Source organism: Streptococcus sp. KHUD_014, assembly GCF_051106275.1.
Classification (GTDB): Bacteria; Bacillota; Bacilli; order Lactobacillales; family Streptococcaceae; genus Streptococcus.
In genome coordinates, this window is the sequence record NZ_CP193666.1 from 775319 (window position 1) to 794970 (window position 19652).

8 protein-coding genes are annotated in these 19652 nt (G+C 38.9%); all 8 read left to right on the plus strand.

Translation table 11 applies throughout. The features are described from left to right. Positions 1-102 precede the first annotated feature (102 nt). Positions 103-12957, plus strand: a complete 12855-nt coding sequence (locus tag ACORHT_RS03780) for a Spy0128 family protein (RefSeq protein WP_434350658.1) — start codon at positions 103-105, stop codon at positions 12955-12957. A gap of 286 nt (positions 12958-13243) precedes the next feature. After that, entirely contained in the window at positions 13244-15352 is a 2109-nt protein-coding gene (locus ACORHT_RS03785; RefSeq protein ID WP_434350659.1) for a Cna B-type domain-containing protein, read from the plus strand. A gap of 190 nt (positions 15353-15542) precedes the next feature. Then, entirely contained in the window at positions 15543-16250 is a 708-nt protein-coding gene (locus tag ACORHT_RS03790; RefSeq protein WP_434350660.1) for a glucosamine-6-phosphate deaminase, read from the plus strand. 504 nt (positions 16251-16754) lie between these two features. Further along, on the plus strand, positions 16755-16931 hold the full coding sequence (gene rpsU / locus ACORHT_RS03795; RefSeq protein WP_000048054.1) for a 30S ribosomal protein S21: 177 nt from the start codon (positions 16755-16757) through the stop codon (positions 16929-16931). A 130-nt stretch (positions 16932-17061) separates the two neighbouring features. Continuing rightward, complete coding sequence (gene hprK / locus ACORHT_RS03800; protein WP_075229382.1) at positions 17062-17997, plus strand: HPr(Ser) kinase/phosphatase; 936 nt, start codon at positions 17062-17064, stop codon at positions 17995-17997. Further along, positions 17990-18778, plus strand: a complete 789-nt coding sequence (lgt, locus tag ACORHT_RS03805; protein ID WP_434350661.1) for a prolipoprotein diacylglyceryl transferase — start codon at positions 17990-17992, stop codon at positions 18776-18778. The genes hprK and lgt overlap by 8 nt, the downstream gene beginning before the upstream one ends. A 1-nt stretch (position 18779) precedes the next feature. Next, positions 18780-19163: a DUF948 domain-containing protein gene (locus tag ACORHT_RS03810; RefSeq protein ID WP_075229384.1), complete on the plus strand. Its 384-nt coding sequence runs from the start codon at positions 18780-18782 to the stop codon at positions 19161-19163. 15 nt (positions 19164-19178) lie between these two features. After that, entirely contained in the window at positions 19179-19574 is a 396-nt protein-coding gene (locus tag ACORHT_RS03815; RefSeq protein WP_434350662.1) for a YtxH domain-containing protein, read from the plus strand. Positions 19575-19652 lie beyond the last annotated feature (78 nt).

A 19652-nucleotide genomic window follows, 5' to 3' on the forward strand; every position in this document is an offset into this window, starting at 1 on the left:
AAGGCGTTACTCTAATATGAAGGAAAGTGTTTTCTTTTCTGAAAATTCCAAATATTCTTACATATTATTAGTAAAAATGTTTAAAAAAGGAGAACTTATCACATGATAAGAAGAGAGCAACAACGATTTTCTTTAAGAAAATATAAAGTTGGGGTCGCATCAGTTTTCTTAGGAACAACCCTTAGCTTTTTGATGGCTAACGGTAGTGCTGTAAAAGCATCTGAGATTGTAGCACAAAGAAATCCTGGAGAGAATACTGAACTCATCGACAAAAATCAGTCGAAAGAGTCAGCCGCCGACGTGGAGAATACAGTTGTTACCGAATCTTCAGAAGCTACTTTAGAACCTTCAACACCTGAAGTTAAGCCTGAAGAAGCAAAATCAGAATCAACTGAAGCAAAATCTGAAGAAATAAAAGCTGAAAAAACTGAGGAAAAAACATCTCTTAGTTCGGAGGCAAAATCAGAGTCTTCTAAACCATCAGCAACTGATTCAAAAACAGTAGAAACTGTAGTAGCTAAGCCTAAGGCAGAAGAAAAGATTGAATCTAAACCAGAGGAAAAATCTGAGCCCAAAGCAGAACTTTCAGCTGTAACAGAGGCATCTAGCCTTGATACAACTGTTAGTGCAGCTAATGTTGAAGCAAAACCACTAGTAGATAAAGCAACCCTTGCCTTAGCAGCGGAAAATACTGTGAATGCTGGTGCTTTGGCTACAGATAGCGGTCGTCGCCGTCGACGTGCTGCAACTGACCATAATACAGAAGCACTAGCAACTACAACCACACTTAAAGAAGGTGAAACAGCAGATCCGGATATGTCAGATCCTCTTGGTGCATCTGTTAGGTCTCAAAATGTTCCATCAGGCTATCAGCGAAAAGAAGGTGATGTCTATACTTTTGGTATCCTAGACCTTACAAAATTTAATGAACGCTACAATACCAAATACTATGTCCGCATCTATAAAAACTTTAGTACGTCAACAGATTCTGTCGTTGAACTAATCGATAAGAATACAGGGGCTATTGTAGAAACAAAGACAATCACTGCAACAAGTGGTATTCAGCAGTTCTCTACAACAACAACCAAGTCAAATTCTGAGTTGACCTTCCAAGTTGACTATCAGACTTCTATAGCAGCAGATAAAACAGTTCAGCCTTTTCTGCAAGTAGGTTATAAGGTTGGAGATAGCATTACTGCTTTAGTAGCGTCGGGACATACACTAACTCCTGCGGAGGAGGCACATTATAATGCTGTTTATAATGCTCGTACTACTACAGATATTATGAACGCTGTAGAACCAGCCTACAATGGACGTACGATTACAGATAGTAACTTCAAACTTCCAAAAGTTGTTACCAAAAGCACTTACTATAAAGTAGTCGACAAAGCCAATCCTACCTATAATGCTAGTAAAACAGACACAACTGTTCAAGATTATGAGGCGAATGGTAATGAAGTTGAATTAGCTAAGTATACATTGACAGCTACAGAAGGTCAAAACTTCACTGCTTCAGGTAAACGAAAGTTTGCAGGTTACAAACTCTATCAAGAAGCTTCTGCCGATAGTATGACGGGCTATGTTTCTCGTCCATATGTTGTTGGGACTAAATTCATGGATGCTGAGCGTGCGGGCATCAAGCGTATCAAAGAAATCGTCGGAGAAGATGGTTCAGTTGTCGTTCGTGTCTATCTTCTTGATCCAAAGCAACAAAGCAAGCGTTCTGACGGTTCATTAAGTACAGATGGCTATATGCTCCTTGCAGAAACCAAGCCAATTAAACCAGGGAAATATAACACAGAAGATTTAGTTGTCCAAAAGACACCACTGTACACGATCCCTTTTACTCTTGAAAATGGAGTAAGCTATCCAAACGGTAAGGAAACTGCATTTGGCTTCCAAACAGCTTCAGGATACACACCCAAGAAAACGGTGTTTGTCCCATTCTTAGGAGATAATATAGGACACCTTTCTCCAAATGAACAGTTGGAAAAAGGAAATTTCGGTATTGGTACAAACGTTGACTTGCTTAATGGATTGACGCCATATACGGAAACAGTTTACTACTATGAAAAAGTAGATCCAGTAACCTACACCCCTGAAGTAAGTAAAGTCCTTGAAGGACGTACTTTAAATGATGGTGATTTTAGTTTTACCCTTAAACAAGAAGGTGGCACACATCAAGAAACAGTTACCAACAAAAATGGTAAGGCAACCTTTAGCCAACTAACATTCGAAAAACCAGGTACCTATACTTATAAGATTACGGAAGTTGCTGGTTCGGATAAGGACGTTGACTATGATGGTATGGAGGTTACTCTCACAGTTACCGTTACTCAAAATGCTCAGGATAAACTAGAAGTTGAAGCAGTTTATACATCAACAGGTGGTCATGCTGAGGGTGAGAATGACAAGGTCTTCAACAACTATGTTGTAGCTCCAGTTAAGACTAAGTTTGACTTTAGCAAGGCTCTAGCAGGTCGTGAGTTGAAAGCTGGCGAGTTTAGCTTTGTTCTTAAAGATTCAACAGGTAAGGTTCTTCAAACTAAGACAAATACTAAAGAAGGTGTTGTAGCCTTTGATGACTTGACATTTGACAAGACACAAGTTGGAACCCACAAGTATACTGTAGAAGAAGTTATTCCTACTTCTAAGGAAGCTGGCATGACTTATGACACAATGAAGGCTGAAGTGACAATCACAGTTACCAAGGAAGCTCACGTTCTTAAAGCAACAAACACACTTCCTGCAGATAGAGAGTTCAATAATACCTTCACACCAGCTCCTGTTAAAGTAAACCTTGAATTTGATAAATCACTTTCAAATGGTACCTTGAATGCTGGAGACTTTAGCTTTACATTGACTGGTGACAACAATGTTAGTGAGACTGTAACTAACAAGGCAAATGGTAAGATTAGCTTCAGTGAATTATCATTTGACCAAGTAGGTGTCTACAACTATACTGTTAAGGAAGTGAAGGGCAATAAAGCCGATGTAGACTATGATGCAATGACAATCGCAGTTAAAGTAACTGTAACCAAAGATGCAACTACAGGTCTTTTGTCAGCTAAGACTGAAATGACTTCAACAGGTGGTGAAGCAACTGGTGCAGATGATAAAGTCTTTAACAACCATGTAGTGGCACCAGTAACAGCTCAATTTGACTTCAGCAAAGCTCTTGCAGGCCGTAAACTTAAAGCTGGCGAATTCAGTTTTGTCTTGAAAGATTCTGAAGGAACTGTTCTTCAAACCAAGCAAAATGATGTTGATGGTAAAGTTAAGTTTGATGCTTTAACATTTACAAATACTCAAGTTGGAAATCATAAGTACACTGTAGAAGAAGTTATCCCAGAAACTAAAGAAGCTGGAATGACTTACGACACCATGAAAGCTAACGTGACAGTTTCTGTTACGAAATCTGGACATGCACTTACAGCTGTAGCAACACTTCCACAAGACAAAGAGTTTAACAATACCTTCACACCAACTGCAACACAAGCTCAATTCAAGTTCACTAAGAAACTTGAAGGTAAAGAACTTGAAGCAGATGCTTTCACGTTTGAATTGCTTGAAAACGGTAATGTTATCCAAACTAAGAAGAATGCCCAAGATGGAACAATCACCTTTGACGCAATCCCTTATGCTCAAGAAGGTACGCATACTTACACAGTACGTGAAGTAGCTGGAGCTGACACAAACATTGACTATGATTCAATGAATGCGGTAGTAACAGTAACTGTTACTAAGGATGCTACAACTGGTCTCTTGTCCGCAAAAGTGAGCATGCCAGAAGATTCAGAATTCAACAACTATGTAGTGGCGCCAGTAGTTACTAAGTTCGACTTCACGAAGAAACTTGCAGGTCGCGCACTTCAAGAAGGTGAATTTAGCTTCGTATTGAAAGATTCAACTGGTAAAGAAATTGAAACTGTTACAAATAAAGAAGATGGAACAGTTACCTTCACTGAGTTGTCATTCGACAATACTAAAGTTGGTACACATACTTATACTGTTGAAGAAGTAATCCCAGCTTCAAAAGAGCTTGGAATGACTTACGACACCATGAAAGCTAACGTGACAGTTTCTGTAACGAAATCGGGTCATGCACTTACAGCTGTAGCAACACTTCCACAAGACAAAGAGTTTAACAACACCTTCACACCAACTGCAACACAAGTTCAATTCAAGTTCACTAAACGTCTGGAAGGAAAAGAACTTACAAAAGATGCCTTCACATTTGAATTGCTTGAAAACGGTAATGTTATCCAAACTAAGAAAAATGCGGCTGACGGAACTATCCAGTTTGACGCAATCGCTTATGATCAAGAAGGTACGCATACTTACACAGTACGTGAAGTAGCTGGAGCTGACACAAACATTGACTATGATTCAATGAATGCTGAGGTAACAGTTACTGTTACTAAGGATGCTGCAACTGGTCTCTTGTCTGCTAATGTTAAAATGCCTGCAGATACAGAGTTCAACAACTATCATGTGGCTCCAGTCGTTGCAAGATTTGACTTTACTAAGAAATTAGCAGGTCGTGAACTTCAAGCAGGTGAATTTAGCTTCGTATTGAAAGATTCAACTGGTAAAGAAATTGAAACTGTTACCAATAAAGAAGATGGAACAGTTACTTTCACTGAGTTGTCATTTGACAATACTAAAGTTGGTACACATACTTATACTGTTGAAGAAGTAATCCCAGCTTCAAAAGAGCTTGGAATGACTTACGACACCATGAAAGCAACCATTAGAGTTGAAGTTGCTAAGAATGGTCACACCTTGACTACTGTAACAAACGTAACATCAACTGGCGGTGTCAATGCTGATGGAACATCAACAGAAGGAACTGCTGATAAAGAATTCAACAACAAGATCACTCCTCCTGAAACACCTCAATTCCAACCTGAAAAATTTGTCGTTTCTAAAGAGAAATATGACATCACTGGTAACAAGTTGATGGATGACGACGATGAGTTGAACAATGAGTACACTGAAACAAATGCGGATCCATATGTAGACAAGACAACTAACAATGAACTAGAAAACTTAAATACTAAGACAGTTAAACGTGGTTCTAAATTGGTTTACCAAGTATGGCTTGATACTACTAAATTCACTGAAGCAAACAACATCCAATACGTTGGTGTATCTGATACATACGATGCAGAAAAATTGGACGTTAACGCGGCTGATATCAAAGCTTACGATTCAGTAACTGGTGATGATGTCACAGCTAAATTCGATATCAAAGTTGAAAATGGCACCATCACTGCAACTTCTAAAGAAGAATTTATCAAAGATAAAGTTAATGCTCCTGTTATCGACACCACTAAGTTCGCATTTGGACGTTACTACAAGTTCGACATCCCAGCGACTGTGAAAGAATCAGTTAAAGCTGGTGCTGATATTGAAAATACAGCTAACCAAACTGTTCACGTTTACAACCCAGTAAGCAAGACAGTTGAAAAACCAGAAAAACCTACTCAAAAACGTGTGAACAGCGTTCCAGTTCCAGTGGAAATGAATTTCACGAAACGTTTGGAAGGCCGTGAACTTCAAGAGAACGAATTCGAATTCGTATTGAAGAAAGACGGTGTTGAAGTAGAACGCGTGAAGAATGACGCAGCTGGTAAGATTGTCTTCAAGACTCTTGAGTTCGGACGTGATGATCTTGGTAAGACTTATAACTACACTGTAGAAGAAACTCCTGGTACAGATGCAACTGTTACATATGACACAATGGTTGCGACTGTTAAAGTTGTGGTATCTCACGATGGAACAGCCAAAGCAATCGTTGCGAACGTAACAGATGCGGCTGATAAAGAGTTCAACAACGTTGTAACACCTCCAGAAGAACCTAAGTTCCAACCAGAGAAATACGTTATTTCTGAAGAGAAATTCGATATCACAGGTGACAAGCTCGTCGATGATGATAAAGAGTTGGCAGACAAGTACACAGATACCAATGCGAACCCATATGCGGACGATGCATCAAACAACGAAGCTCAAAACTTGAACACCAAGACTGTTAAACGTGGCGCTAAATTGGTTTACCAAGTATGGTTGGATACAACTAAATTTGACGCAGCTAACAAGGACAATATCCAATCAGTAGGAATCTCTGATGACTACGATGAAGCGAAGTTGGATCTTGATTCTACTAAGATCAAAGCCTACGATTCAGTAACAGGCGATGATGTAACAGATAAGTTCGATATCGCTGTGGACAACGGTGTGATCACTGCAACTCTTAAAGCTGGCTTCACTAAGTCACTTGGAGACGCAGACAACACTCAAATCATCGATACAACTAAGTTCGCATTTGGACGTTACTACAAGTTCGACATCCCAACAACAGTGAAAGAATCTGTTAAAGCTGGTGCAGATATCGAAAATACTGCAGCTCAAGTCGTTAACTACTACAACCCAACAACTAAGAAGGTTGAAAAACCAAGCAAACCAACTGAAAAACGTGTAAATAGCGTTCCAGTTCCACTTGATCTTAAATTCACGAAATCTCTTGAAGGTCGTCAATTGCAAGATCAAGAATTCACATTCGTTCTTAAGAAAGATGGCAATGTTGTCGAAACAGTGAAGAATGACGCTACTGGTAAAATTACCTTCAAGACTCTTGAATTTGGTAAAGACGATCTTGGTAAGACTTATAACTATACTGTAGAAGAAACTCCTGGTACAGATGCAACTGTTACATATGACACAATGGTTGCTACTGTTAAAGTTGTGGTATCTCACGATGGAACAGCCAAAGCAATCGTTGCGAACGTAACAGATGCGGCTGATAAAGAGTTCAACAACGTTGTAACACCTCCAGAAGAACCTAAGTTCCAACCAGAGAAATACGTTATTTCTGAAGAGAAATTCGATATCACAGGTGACAAGCTCGTCGATGATGATAAAGAGTTGGCAGACAAGTACACAGATACCAATGCGAACCCATATGCGGACGATGCATCAAACAACGAAGCTCAAAACTTGAACACCAAGACTGTTAAACGTGGCGCTAAATTGGTTTACCAAGTATGGTTGGATACAACTAAATTTGACGCAGCTAACAAGGACAATATCCAATCAGTAGGAATCTCTGATGACTACGATGAAGCGAAGTTGGATCTTGATTCTACTAAGATCAAAGCTTACGATTCAGTAACAGGCGATGATGTAACAGATAAGTTCGATATCGCTGTGGACAACGGTGTGATCACTGCAACTCTTAAAGCTGGCTTCACTAAGTCACTTGGAGACGCAGACAACACTCAAATCATCGATACAACTAAGTTCGCATTTGGACGTTACTACAAGTTCGACATCCCAACAACAGTGAAAGAATCTGTTAAAGCTGGTGCAGATATCGAAAATACTGCAGCTCAAGTCGTTAACTACTACAACCCAACAACTAAGAAGGTTGAAAAACCAAGCAAACCAACTGAAAAACGTGTAAATAGCGTTCCAGTTCCACTTGATCTTAAATTCACGAAATCTCTTGAAGGTCGTCAATTGCAAGATCAAGAATTCACATTCGTTCTTAAGAAAGATGGCAATGTTGTCGAAACAGTGAAGAATGACGCTACTGGTAAAATTACCTTCAAGACTCTTGAATTTGGTAAAGACGATCTTGGTAAGACTTATAACTATACTGTAGAGGAAGTAGCTGGAACAGACGCAACAGTCAAATACGACACAATGGTTGCGACTGTTAAAGTTGTGGTATCTCACGATGGAACAGCCAAAGCAATCGTTGCGAACGTAACAGATGCGGCTGATAAAGAGTTCAACAACGTTGTAACACCTCCAGAAGAACCTAAGTTCCAACCAGAGAAATACGTTGTTTCTGAAGAGAAATTCGATATCACAGGTGACAAGCTCGTTGACGATGATAAAGAGTTGGCAGACAAGTACGCAGATACAAATGCGAACCCGTATGCGGATGATGCATCAAACAACGAAGAACAAAACTTGAACACTAAGACTGTTAAACGTGGCGCTAAATTGGTTTACCAAGTATGGTTGGATACAACTAAATTTGACGCAGCTAACAAGGACAATATCCAATCAGTAGGAATCTCTGATGACTACGATGAAGCGAAGTTGGATCTTGATTCTACTAAGATCAAAGCCTACGATTCAGTAACAGGCGATGATGTAACAGATAAGTTCGATATCGCTGTGGACAACGGTGTGATCACTGCAACTCTTAAAGCTGGCTTCACTAAGTCACTTGGAGACGCAGACAACACTCAAATCATCGATACAACTAAGTTCGCATTTGGACGTTACTACAAGTTCGACATCCCAGCAACTGTCAAAGCTGACGTTGCGGCTGGTTCAGACATCGAAAATACGGCAGCTCAAGTAGTTAACTACTACAACCCAACTACGAAGAAGGTAGAGAAACCAGAAAAACCAACTGAAAAACGTGTCAACTCAGTACCAATCTCAGTGGACTTCAACTTCACTAAGAAACTGGAAGGCCGTGAATTGAAGGCTGGTGAATTCAGCTTCGTATTGAAGGCAGAAGATGGAACACCGATCGAAACTGTTCAGAACGACAAGGACGGAAACGTTAAGTTCAAAGCAATTGAGTACAAGAAAGGCCAAGAAGGTACTTACAAGTACACAATTGAAGAAGTTAAGGGAACGGATGCGACAGTTACATATGACTCTATGAAGGCAGAAGTAACAGTTGTAGTGGAACACAATGGAAAAGCTAAAGCACTTGTGAAGACAGTGACAGACGCTTCAGACAAAGAGTTCAACAACGTTGTAACTCCTCCAGAAGAACCTAAGTTTCAACCGGAGAAATACGTTGTTTCAGAAGAGAAATTTGATATCACTGGCGACAAGCTTCTTGATGATGATAAAGAGTTGAAAGATAAGGTGGCAGATACCAACGCCAACCCATATGCGGACGATGCATCAAACAACGAAGCTCAAAACTTGAACACTAAGACTGTTAAACGTGGCGCTAAATTGGTTTACCAAGTATGGTTGGATACAACTAAATTTGACGCAGCTAACAAGGACAATATCCAATCAGTAGGAATCTCTGATGACTACGATGAAGCGAAGTTGGATCTTGATTCTACTAAGATCAAAGCCTACGATTCAGTAACAGGCGATGATGTAACAGATAAGTTCGATATCGCTGTGGACAACGGTGTGATCACTGCAACTCTTAAAGCTGGCTTCACTAAGTCACTTGGAGACGCAGACAACACTCAAATCATCGATACAACTAAGTTCGCATTTGGACGTTACTACAAGTTCGACATCCCAGCAACTGTCAAAGCTGACGTTGCGGCTGGTTCAGACATCGAAAATACGGCAGCTCAAGTAGTTAACTACTACAACCCAACTACGAAGAAGGTAGAGAAACCAGAAAAACCAACTGAAAAACGTGTCAACTCAGTACCAATCTCAGTGGACTTCAACTTCACTAAGAAACTGGAAGGCCGTGAATTGAAGGCTGGTGAATTCAGCTTCGTATTGAAGGCAGAAGATGGAACACCGATCGAAACTGTTCAGAACGACAAGGACGGAAACGTTAAGTTCAAAGCAATTGAGTACAAGAAAGGCCAAGAAGGTACTTACAAGTACACAATTGAAGAAGTTAAGGGAACGGATGCGACAGTTACATATGACTCTATGAAGGCAGAAGTAACAGTTGTAGTGGAACACAATGGAAAAGCTAAAGCACTTGTGAAGACAGTGACAGACGCTTCAGACAAAGAGTTCAACAACGTTGTAACTCCTCCAGAAGAACCTAAGTTTCAACCGGAGAAATACGTTGTTTCAGAAGAGAAATTTGATATCACTGGCGACAAGCTTCTTGATGATGATAAAGAGTTGAAAGATAAGGTGGCAGATACCAACGCCAACCCATATGCGGACGATGCATCAAACAACGAAGCTCAAAACTTGAATACTAAGACTGTGAAACCAGGCGCTAAATTGGTTTACCAAGTATGGCTTGATACAACTAAATTTGACGCAGCTAACAAGGATAACATCCAATCAGTAAGTATTTCTGATGACTTCGATGAAACGAAGGTTGATGTAGATGCTTCAGCTATCAAGGGTTATGATTCAGTAACTGGTGATGATGTAACGGACAAGTTTGACATCAAGGTTGAAAATGGTGTCATGACTGCAACTCTTAAAGCTGGCTTCACCAAGTCACTTGGAGACGCAGAAAATACTCAAATCATCGACACCACTAAGTTCGCATTTGGTCGCTACTATAAATTCGATATCCCAGCAACCGTTAAGACTGACGTTGCGGCTGGTGCAGACATCGAAAATACGGCAGCTCAAGTAGTGAACTACTACAACCCAACTACGAAGAAGGTTGAAAAACCAAGCAAACCAACTGAAAAACGTGTGAATAGCGTACCAGTACAAGTAGAATTCAACTTCACTAAACGCTTGGAAGGTCGTGAATTGAAAGCGAACGAATTCAGCTTCGTCCTTAAAGATTCAACAGGAAAAGTTGTTGAAACTGTAACGAACGATGCATCTGGAAACGTTAAGTTCTCAGCTATCGAATTCAAGAAAGAACAAGCAGGCGTTCACAACTACACAGTTGAAGAAGTTAAAGGCTCAGACGCAACCGTTACATACGATACTATGAAAGCGAATGTAACAGTAACTGTTTCTCACGACGGAACAGCTAAAGTTCTTGTGGCAACTGTTGGCGATATCGCTGATAAAGAGTTCAACAACCGCGTAACTCCTCCAGAAGAACCTAAGTTCCAACCAGAGAAATACGTTGTTTCTGAAGAGAAATTCGATATCACAGGCGACAAGCTCGTTGACGATGACAAAGAATTGGCAGATAAGTACGCAGATACAAATGCCAACCCATATGCGGATGATGCATCAAACAACGAAGCTCAAAACTTGAATACGAAGACTGTTAAACGTGGCGATAAATTGGTATATCAAGTATGGCTTGATACAACTAAATTTGACGCAGCTAACAAGGACAACATCCAATCAGTAGGAATCTCAGATGACTACGATGAAACTAAGTTGGATCTTGATTCTACTAAGATCAAAGCTTACGATTCAGTAACAGGTGATGATGTCACAGCTAAATTCGATATCGCTGTGAACAATGGTGTGATCAGTGCAACCCTTAAAGCTGGTTTCACGAAGTCACTTGGCGATGCAGAAAACACTCAAGTGATCGACACAACTAAATTCGCCTTCGGACGTTACTACAAGTTCGACATCCCAACAACAGTGAAAGCTGATGTTCCTGGCGGAGTAGATATCGAAAATACTGCGGCTCAAGTAGTGAACTACTACAACCCAACTACGAAGAAAGTTGAAAAACCAAGCAAACCAACTGAAAAACGTGTGAATAGCGTACCAGTACAAGTAGAGTTCAACTTCACTAAACGTTTGGAAGGCCGTGAATTGAAAGCGAACGAATTCAGCTTTGTTCTTAAAGATTCAGAAGGTAAGACTCTTGAAACTGTAACGAACGATGCGTCTGGTAACGTTAAGTTCTCAGCTATCGAATTCAAGAAAGAACAAGCAGGCGTTCACAACTACACAGTTGAAGAAGTAGCTGGAACAGACGCAACCGTTACATACGATACTATGAAAGCGAATGTAACAGTAACTGTTTCTCACGATGGAACAGCTAAAGTTCTTGTAGCAACTGTTGGCGATATCGCTGATAAAGAGTTTAACAACCGTGTAACTCCACCAGAAACTCCTGAGTTCAATCCAGAGAAATATATTCTTAATGAAGAGAAATTTGATATCACTGGAAATAAACTTCTTGATGATGATAAAGAGTTGACTGATAAAGTAGCAGATACCAACAATGATCCATATGTGGACAAAGTTGATAATAATGAAAAGCAAAATATCAATACTCAAACACTCCATAAAGGTGATAAGGTTGTTTACCAAGTATGGTTGGATACAACTAAATTCACAGAAGCTCACAATATTCAATCTGTTGATATTACAGATAAATATGACAGCGAAAACTTGGATGTTAATGTAGCTGATATTAAAGCTTATGATTCAGTAACTGGTGAAGATGTAACAGCTAAGTTTGATATCTCAATTGTGGATGGTGTTATTACTGCTACATCTAAGGCTGACTTGACTAAGTCTCTTGGAGATGCAGAAAATACACAAGTAATCGACACTGCTAAATTAGCATTTGGACGTTACTACAAGTTTGATATTCCAGCACGTATCAAGGGAACTGCTAAAGAAGGTGTAGATATTGAAAATACAGCTTCTCAAATTGTTCACCAATATGATCCAACTAAGAAATCAGTTGAAAAACCAGAAAAACCAACTGAAAAACGTGTTGTTAATATTCCAGTGAAAGTTGAATTCAACTTCACGAAGAAATTGGAAGGTCGTGCGTTGAAAGCTGGTGAATTCAGCTTCGTATTGAAAGACAAAGATGGTAACGTGATTGAAACCGTAAGCAATGATGCTGAAGGTAAGATCAAGTTCTCAGCTCTTGAATTCAAACGTGGTCAAGAAGGTACTTATATCTATCATGTAGAAGAAGTGAAAGGTACAGAGGCTGGAGTTGAGTACGATAAGATGGTAGCGACTGTTGGAGTTACTGTAACTAAGGATGGCAAAGTGTTGACTCTTACTTCACAAATGCCTGAAGATACTGAGTTTAACAACAAGGTAACACCACCAACACCGCCAACACCGCCAACACCGCCAACACCGCCAACACCGCCAACACCGCCAACACCGCCAACACCGCCAACACCACCAACACCGCCAACACCGCCAACACCGCCAACACCAGAAAAACCTAAAGGTCCTGAGTTGCCAAACACTGGTGAACAATCTAAATCTGGACTTGTTGCACTTGGTGCTGCACTTGGCCTGGTAGGTCTAGGTTTGGTTGCAAAACGCAAAAAAGAAGATGAAGCTTAATGTTTCTAGGTTTCTAGAACGAATCAAGATTTATCTTTGAGTATCTAAACAAAAGATATTCTAAAGTTGGTTATACATTTATTAAATAAATGTATGTAATCGCAAGAAGAGAGGTTAATGCCTCTCTTTTTGTTTTTATAATTTATTTAAGAAACCGAAAACTTTGAATAAATATAAATCTTTAAAATTAATTAAACAAATGGTCAGGAATTGTACATTTTTTTAAATAAGTATGGTATAATTTGATTAGACAATCAAATGTTTTCTAATCGTAAAGGAGGTTATTATGAAACATAAATGGTTTAAATGTCTAACATTTTTCTTAACATTCTTGCTAATGGGATTATCGATGATCAATTTAGCAAAAATAGTTCAAGCAGAAACTGTCATAAATTACAATCTAGATACTAAGATGGTCCATGAGAGGTCTGGCCTTGAACTAGCCGAGGATGTGGAGGTTATTGCTGGGGAACGCTTACTCGCAACCTATCAGTTAACCTTTCCAGATAGCCAGAGTATAGCTGAGAACGATAAGCTTGTTTTAGATATTCCAAAAGAGCTGAGACTGATAACGAATCTAACCTTTGATGTAACGAATACTAATGGTAAGAAGGTGGGAATAGCTCAGACGGATCCGAGTACAGGGAAAGTTACTGTAACTTTTACAGACTATTTTGCAAAACGTCCTGAGAAAAAAGAGTTACTCCTTCAGTTTAATTTAACGATTAATCGAGAAGTTGTTAAGGAAAGTCAACCAGTTACTGTTACCATTGGTCATAAGACCTATAGTTTTAAGTACAAACAAGATAGTGGTGAAGCTGGCGATTATGAGATGAAATATGGTTATCAGGATGATACCGATCCAAGTATCATTAAGTGGCGTATTCTCTTGAATGCCAATCAAGATATGATTCGTGGGATGACAATTACGGATACTTTTGGTGATGGACAAACCTTAATTCCTGAGTCATTTAGAGCTGTTCGCTATGAGACACAACCTACAAAGATTCGTAACGAGGCTCATATTCTTACGTTAGAGCCATCAGATAATTTTTCAAAAAAGGCGGTATTCACTAAAAATGCTCAAGGAGGAATCACAGGATTTACAATTCCATTTGGAGATAACTATCATTGGGCAATGTATATTGAATACTCTACTAAGTTACCAGATGGAGTTCCTGCGGGGTCTTTAGTTTCTAACACCTTATCATGGTCAGCCACTAATTTTGAGACTCGTAGTATCGTGCGTGAAGTTCGTCTAGAGTCAGGATCAGGTCTTGGTGGAGCTGAAAAATCAGAAAATGTTATATTAAAGGCTCAAAAGATTCTAAAAGGAAAAGCATTAGAAAAAGACCAGTTTAGTTTTGGACTTTATGATGCAAATAATCTAGCTCAGCCTATCCAAATTGCCAAAAATGCAGAAGATGGAAGTGTAACCTTCAATGCTATTAAGTATGCTAAAGAAGGCGTTTACTATTATCTCATTAAAGAAATGATTCCTGAAAACTCTGGTCACTATGACTATGATAGACATGAATTAAAGGTTACTGTAACAGTAACGGATGATGATGGTATCAAAATGGGAACGGTGGCTTATGGTGAAGAGAAGACAACATTTACCAACGTTTATCGTGGAACTACAAGCATAAAAGGTAAGAAGATTTGGAATGACGCAGAAAACCAAGATGGCATTCGTCCAGATACTATAAGAGTTCGTCTTTTGGCAAACGGTAGTGAAGTAGCAAGTAAATCTGTTAAGTCAGAAGATAACTGGAACTTTACATTTGACCAGTTACCTGAAAATGATCCAGAAGGAAAAGCTATTGTTTATACAGTAGCAGAGGATCAAGTAGAGGGATATACGACAGAGATAGATCAGAAAAACTATACTATAACTAATACTCATGTTCCTGAAGTAACTGATTTGAAAGTTAGTAAGCGTTGGGAGGATGCTGATAATAAGGCAGGAAAACGTCCAAATAACATCAAGATCCAACTCTATGCTAATGGCAAAAAAGTTGGAAAAGAAGTTACTTTGAGCGAAGATAATAAGTGGAACTATACTTTTACAAATCTTCCTAAACATTCAGCAGGAAAAGTTATTAACTATACAATAGCTGAAGTCAAGGTTCCTGAGGGATATGTTTCTAAAACAATCCAAGAAAATGAAACACATCTTGTATTAGTGAATACCTATCAACCGCCAGTTCCACCAACTATTCCAACAACTCCAAACAAAAAAACTAATCCACCAAAACAATCAAATCCAAAGTCACCAGATAAACCAAAGGATCGTGTTTTACCAAAAACTGGTGAACAAGCTACTACAGCATTGGTAGTTTTAGGTCTAGGAATTGGTCTTGTAGGACTAGCTTTAGTAAAACGTAGAAAATAGTTCGATAAAAAAGCAGGACTTGATACCTATACCTAAGAGAGGACTTTCGAGTTCTCTCTTTTTATGTCTTCTAGTATAGGTTTTAAGCAGTACTTACTATATTCATATTTTTTACAAAAATAAACCGTTTTCACTTGACAAAAATTGGTCTATACCATATAATGAAATAAAGAAAACGGAGGTTATAAAAATGAAAGTTATTAAAGTGGAAAATCCAGTTGAAGGTGGAAAAGTTGCCTTTGACATCTTGAAAGAAAAGTTGGAAAACGGTGCACAAACATTAGGGCTTGCAACAGGAAGTAGCCCTCTGGAATTTTACCAACGAATCGTTGAGAGCGATCTTGATTTTTCAAATCTTACAAGTGTCAACTTAGATGAGTATGTCGGTCTTGATGGGGACAATCCTCAATCATACCGTTACTTCATGCAAGAAAATCTTTTTAATCAAAAACCATTCAAAGAAAGCTTCTTGCCACGTGGCGATAAAGACCATGCTGAAGAAGAAGTGGAACGCTACAATCAAATATTGGCTGACCATCCAGTTGACCTACAAATCTTGGGAATTGGTCGTAATGGACACATTGGATTTAACGAGCCAGGAACTCCATTTGATAGCCAAACACATCTTGTAGAGCTTGACCAGTCTACTATCGAAGCTAACGCACGTTTCTTTGATAAGATTGAAGATGTTCCAACACAAGCCATTTCAATGGGGATTAAGAACATTTTGGATGCTAAGTCTATCCTTCTCTTTGCTTATGGTGAATCAAAAGCAGAAGCTATCGCTGGAACTGTTGAAGGTCCTGTGACAGAAAGCCTTCCAGCAAGTAGCCTACAAAACCATCCAGATGTGACCATTATCGCAGATGCAGCAGCACTCAGCTTGTTAAAGAAATAAGATTTTTATCATTAAAGACCATTCGATCCTGTGGATTGGGTGGTTTTTTGGTCTGGATATATTTCAAATATGATGAGGGATGAAAATCAAAATTTTTTGTATTTTTTACATGAAGAAGACAAATTTGACTGTTCATCACTTTCTGCTTTTTGTCAGTATTTAGCAAAGATAGAAGCTATCAGTTTAGGTCAACTAAAGGATTTACATTTTATTCAAGAGCAGATACTTAAACACTTTGTCTGGCATTTTGAGAGTCAGGATCTGTATATCATTTATGATCTACCGTCAGATTATTGAGAGTACCTAGATCACATGGGGTTAGAAATTAAAAAATTAGATGTTTGTTTAGAACAAACTTTAGAAGTGGAGAACTAGGCTAGACATAATGGTAAAATCTTGTAAATTTTAAATTGAATGATTTGGGAGAATTTCATTTTTTTCTTGACAATTTTCTTTATTCCGTGTAAAATAGAATAGATCTTGAACTTGAAGGGAGTGAAAAAAATGTCTAAAACAGTAGTACGTAAGAATGAATCTCTTGACGATGCACTTCGTCGTTTCAAACGTGCAGTTACTAAAGCTGGTACTCTTCAAGAAACACGCAAACGTGAATTCTATGAAAAACCTTCTGTAAAACGTAAACGTAAATCAGAAGCAGCTCGTAAACGTAAAAAATTCTAATTAATTAGAAAGGCTAGAGCGATCTAGTCTTTTTTGTTTTAAATTAATCCTGTAAATCCTGCAAAATTCTAAAACTTCCTCCTACAATTTGATATAATAGTAGAGAAGAACTCGATTTAAGGAGGAAATAATGTCGGTTTTAGTAAAAGAAGTGATTGAAAAGCTTAGATTGGACATTGTCTATGGTGAAGCAGAATTACTTGAAAAGGAAATCAATACTGCGGATATTACGCGACCTGGTCTTGAAATGACGGGCTATTTTGATTACTATACTCCAGAGCGGATTCAACTTTTGGGGATGAAGGAGTGGTCTTACCTAGTCTCTATGCCTTCTCAAAATCGTTACGATGTCTTGAAAAAAATGTTTCAACCGGAGACACCTGCGGTCATCGTTGCCCGTGGTTTGGTGGTTCCAGAGGAAATGTTGAAGGCTGCTAGAGAATGTAAAATTGCGATTTTAACTAGTCGTACAGCAACCAGTCGTTTGTCTGGAGAACTATCTAGCTATCTTGATTCACGTTTAGCGGAACGTACAAGTGTACATGGGGTCCTAATGGATATCTATGGTATGGGTGTTTTGATTCAAGGTGATAGTGGAATCGGTAAGAGTGAGACAGGTTTAGAACTAGTTAAACGTGGTCACCGCTTAGTAGCAGACGATCGGGTAGATATCTATTCTAAGGATGAAATGACTCTCTGGGGTGAACCTGCTGAAATCTTGAAACATCTAATCGAAATTCGTGGAGTAGGGATCATCGATGTCATGAGTCTATACGGTGCCAGTGCAGTTAAGGATTCTTCACAAGTTCAGCTAGCTGTTTATTTGGAAAATTATGATACACATAAGACCTTTGATCGCTTAGGAAATAATGCTGAAGAACTAGAAGTTTCTGGAGTTACCATTCCACGTATCCGCATCCCAGTTAAAACAGGGCGCAATATTTCTGTTGTTATCGAGGCGGCAGCTATGAATTATCGTGCCAAAGACATGGGCTTTGATGCGACGCGTCTGTTTGAAGAACGTTTAACAAATCTGATTTCAAAGAACGAGGTGAAAGATGATTGATCCTGTTGCTTTTCAGATAGGTCCCTTTGCTGTTCGCTGGTATGCGCTTTGTATTGTTTCAGGTCTGATCTTAGCAGTTTTTCTAGCTATGCGTGAAGCACCTCATAAAAAGATTTTATCTGATGATATTTTAGACTTTATCTTGATTGCCTTCCCATTATCAATACTTGGAGCGAGACTCTACTATGTCATTTTTAAATTGGATTATTACAGTCAGAATCTAGGAGAAATCTTTGCTATCTGGAATGGCGGTCTAGCGATCTACGGTGGCCTGATTACTGGAGCGATTGTTCTATACATCTTTGCAGACCGCAAGTTAATCAATACTTGGGATTTCTTAGATATTGCTGCACCGAGTGTTCTGATTGCTCAGAGCCTTGGACGCTGGGGAAATTTCTTTAATCAGGAAGCTTATGGTGCAGCTGTCGAGAGTCTGGACTTTCTTCCATCCTTTATTAAGAATCAGATGTACATTGACGGTTCTTATCGACAGCCAACCTTTCTATATGAGTCCATTTGGAATGTCATCGGATTTGCTTTGATTCTTATTTTTAGAAGACGCCTAAAAGGTATTCGCCGTGGGCACATCACAGCTTTTTATCTTATGTGGTATGGATTTGGACGTTTGATTATTGAAGGTATGCGTACTGATAGCCTCATGTTCCTTGGCCTTCGTGTTTCCCAGTTGTTATCAGCTGTCTTAATCGGACTTGGAATCTTTATTGTTTTCTATCAAAATCGGAAAAAAGCGCCATTTTATATTATAAAAAAGGAGAATTAATATGTTAGAAGCTGCTTATATTTTTGTAGCCATTGCCTTGGTTGTATTTTTAGTCTATTTGATTATTACTTTACAGAAAGTTGGTCGAGTTATTGATGAATCAGAAAAAACTGTAAAAACCTTAACATCTGATCTTGATGTGACTCTCCATTATACCAATGAGCTATTAACTAAGGTCAATGTTCTAGTTGATGATATCAACGTTAAAGTGGCAACGATTGATCCTCTCTTTACAGCAGTGGCTGATTTGTCTGTTTCTGTATCAGACCTTAATGATCAAGCGCGTGTTTTGAGCAAAAAGGCATCATCTGCTGGATCAAAAACCTTGAAGACAGGCGCAGGCTTATCAGCTATACGTGTTGCAAGTAAATTTTTCAAAAAATAAAAAAGGAGTAAGCTAATGGGTAAACTATCATCTATCTTTCTAGGAACTGTTTCAGGTGTGGCTGCAGCCTTGTTTCTAACTAGTGATAAAGGTAAGCAAGTGAGAAGTCAAGCACAAGGATTTTTAGAAGATTTAAGAGAAGATCCTGAGTATGCCAAGGAACAAGTCTGTGAAAAATTGACAGAAGTCAAAGAACAAACCAAAGAATTTGTTCTTAAAACCAAGGAACAAGTGGAATCAGGCGAAATCACCCTAGATACTGTCCTTGAAAAAGCAAAATGTTGTGCACAGCAGGCGACAGAAGCTTCAAAAGAGATCTTGAACAGTCTCAAAGAACAACTGGAAGACAAAGTGGTTGTGGAAGAACAAGAAGAAGGTAAAGAAATCGTCATCGAGATTCAAGAAGATTAAAATAGAGTCACCATTTCATGATTCCCTAGGAGTCATAGATGGTGATTTTTTTATTGAATGAAGTCTTTATGGTATAAT

Coding starts and splice junctions, on each gene's coding strand:
- ACORHT_RS03780 (WP_434350658.1), top strand. CDS start 103: ATGATAAGAAGAGAGCAACAACGATTTTCTTTAAGAAAATATAAAGTT.
- ACORHT_RS03785 (WP_434350659.1), top strand. CDS start 13,244: ATGAAACATAAATGGTTTAAATGTCTAACATTTTTCTTAACATTCTTG.
- ACORHT_RS03790 (WP_434350660.1), top strand. CDS start 15,543: ATGAAAGTTATTAAAGTGGAAAATCCAGTTGAAGGTGGAAAAGTTGCC.
- rpsU (WP_000048054.1), top strand. CDS start 16,755: ATGTCTAAAACAGTAGTACGTAAGAATGAATCTCTTGACGATGCACTT.
- hprK (WP_075229382.1), top strand. CDS start 17,062: ATGTCGGTTTTAGTAAAAGAAGTGATTGAAAAGCTTAGATTGGACATT.
- lgt (WP_434350661.1), top strand. CDS start 17,990: ATGATTGATCCTGTTGCTTTTCAGATAGGTCCCTTTGCTGTTCGCTGG.
- ACORHT_RS03810 (WP_075229384.1), top strand. CDS start 18,780: ATGTTAGAAGCTGCTTATATTTTTGTAGCCATTGCCTTGGTTGTATTT.
- ACORHT_RS03815 (WP_434350662.1), top strand. CDS start 19,179: ATGGGTAAACTATCATCTATCTTTCTAGGAACTGTTTCAGGTGTGGCT.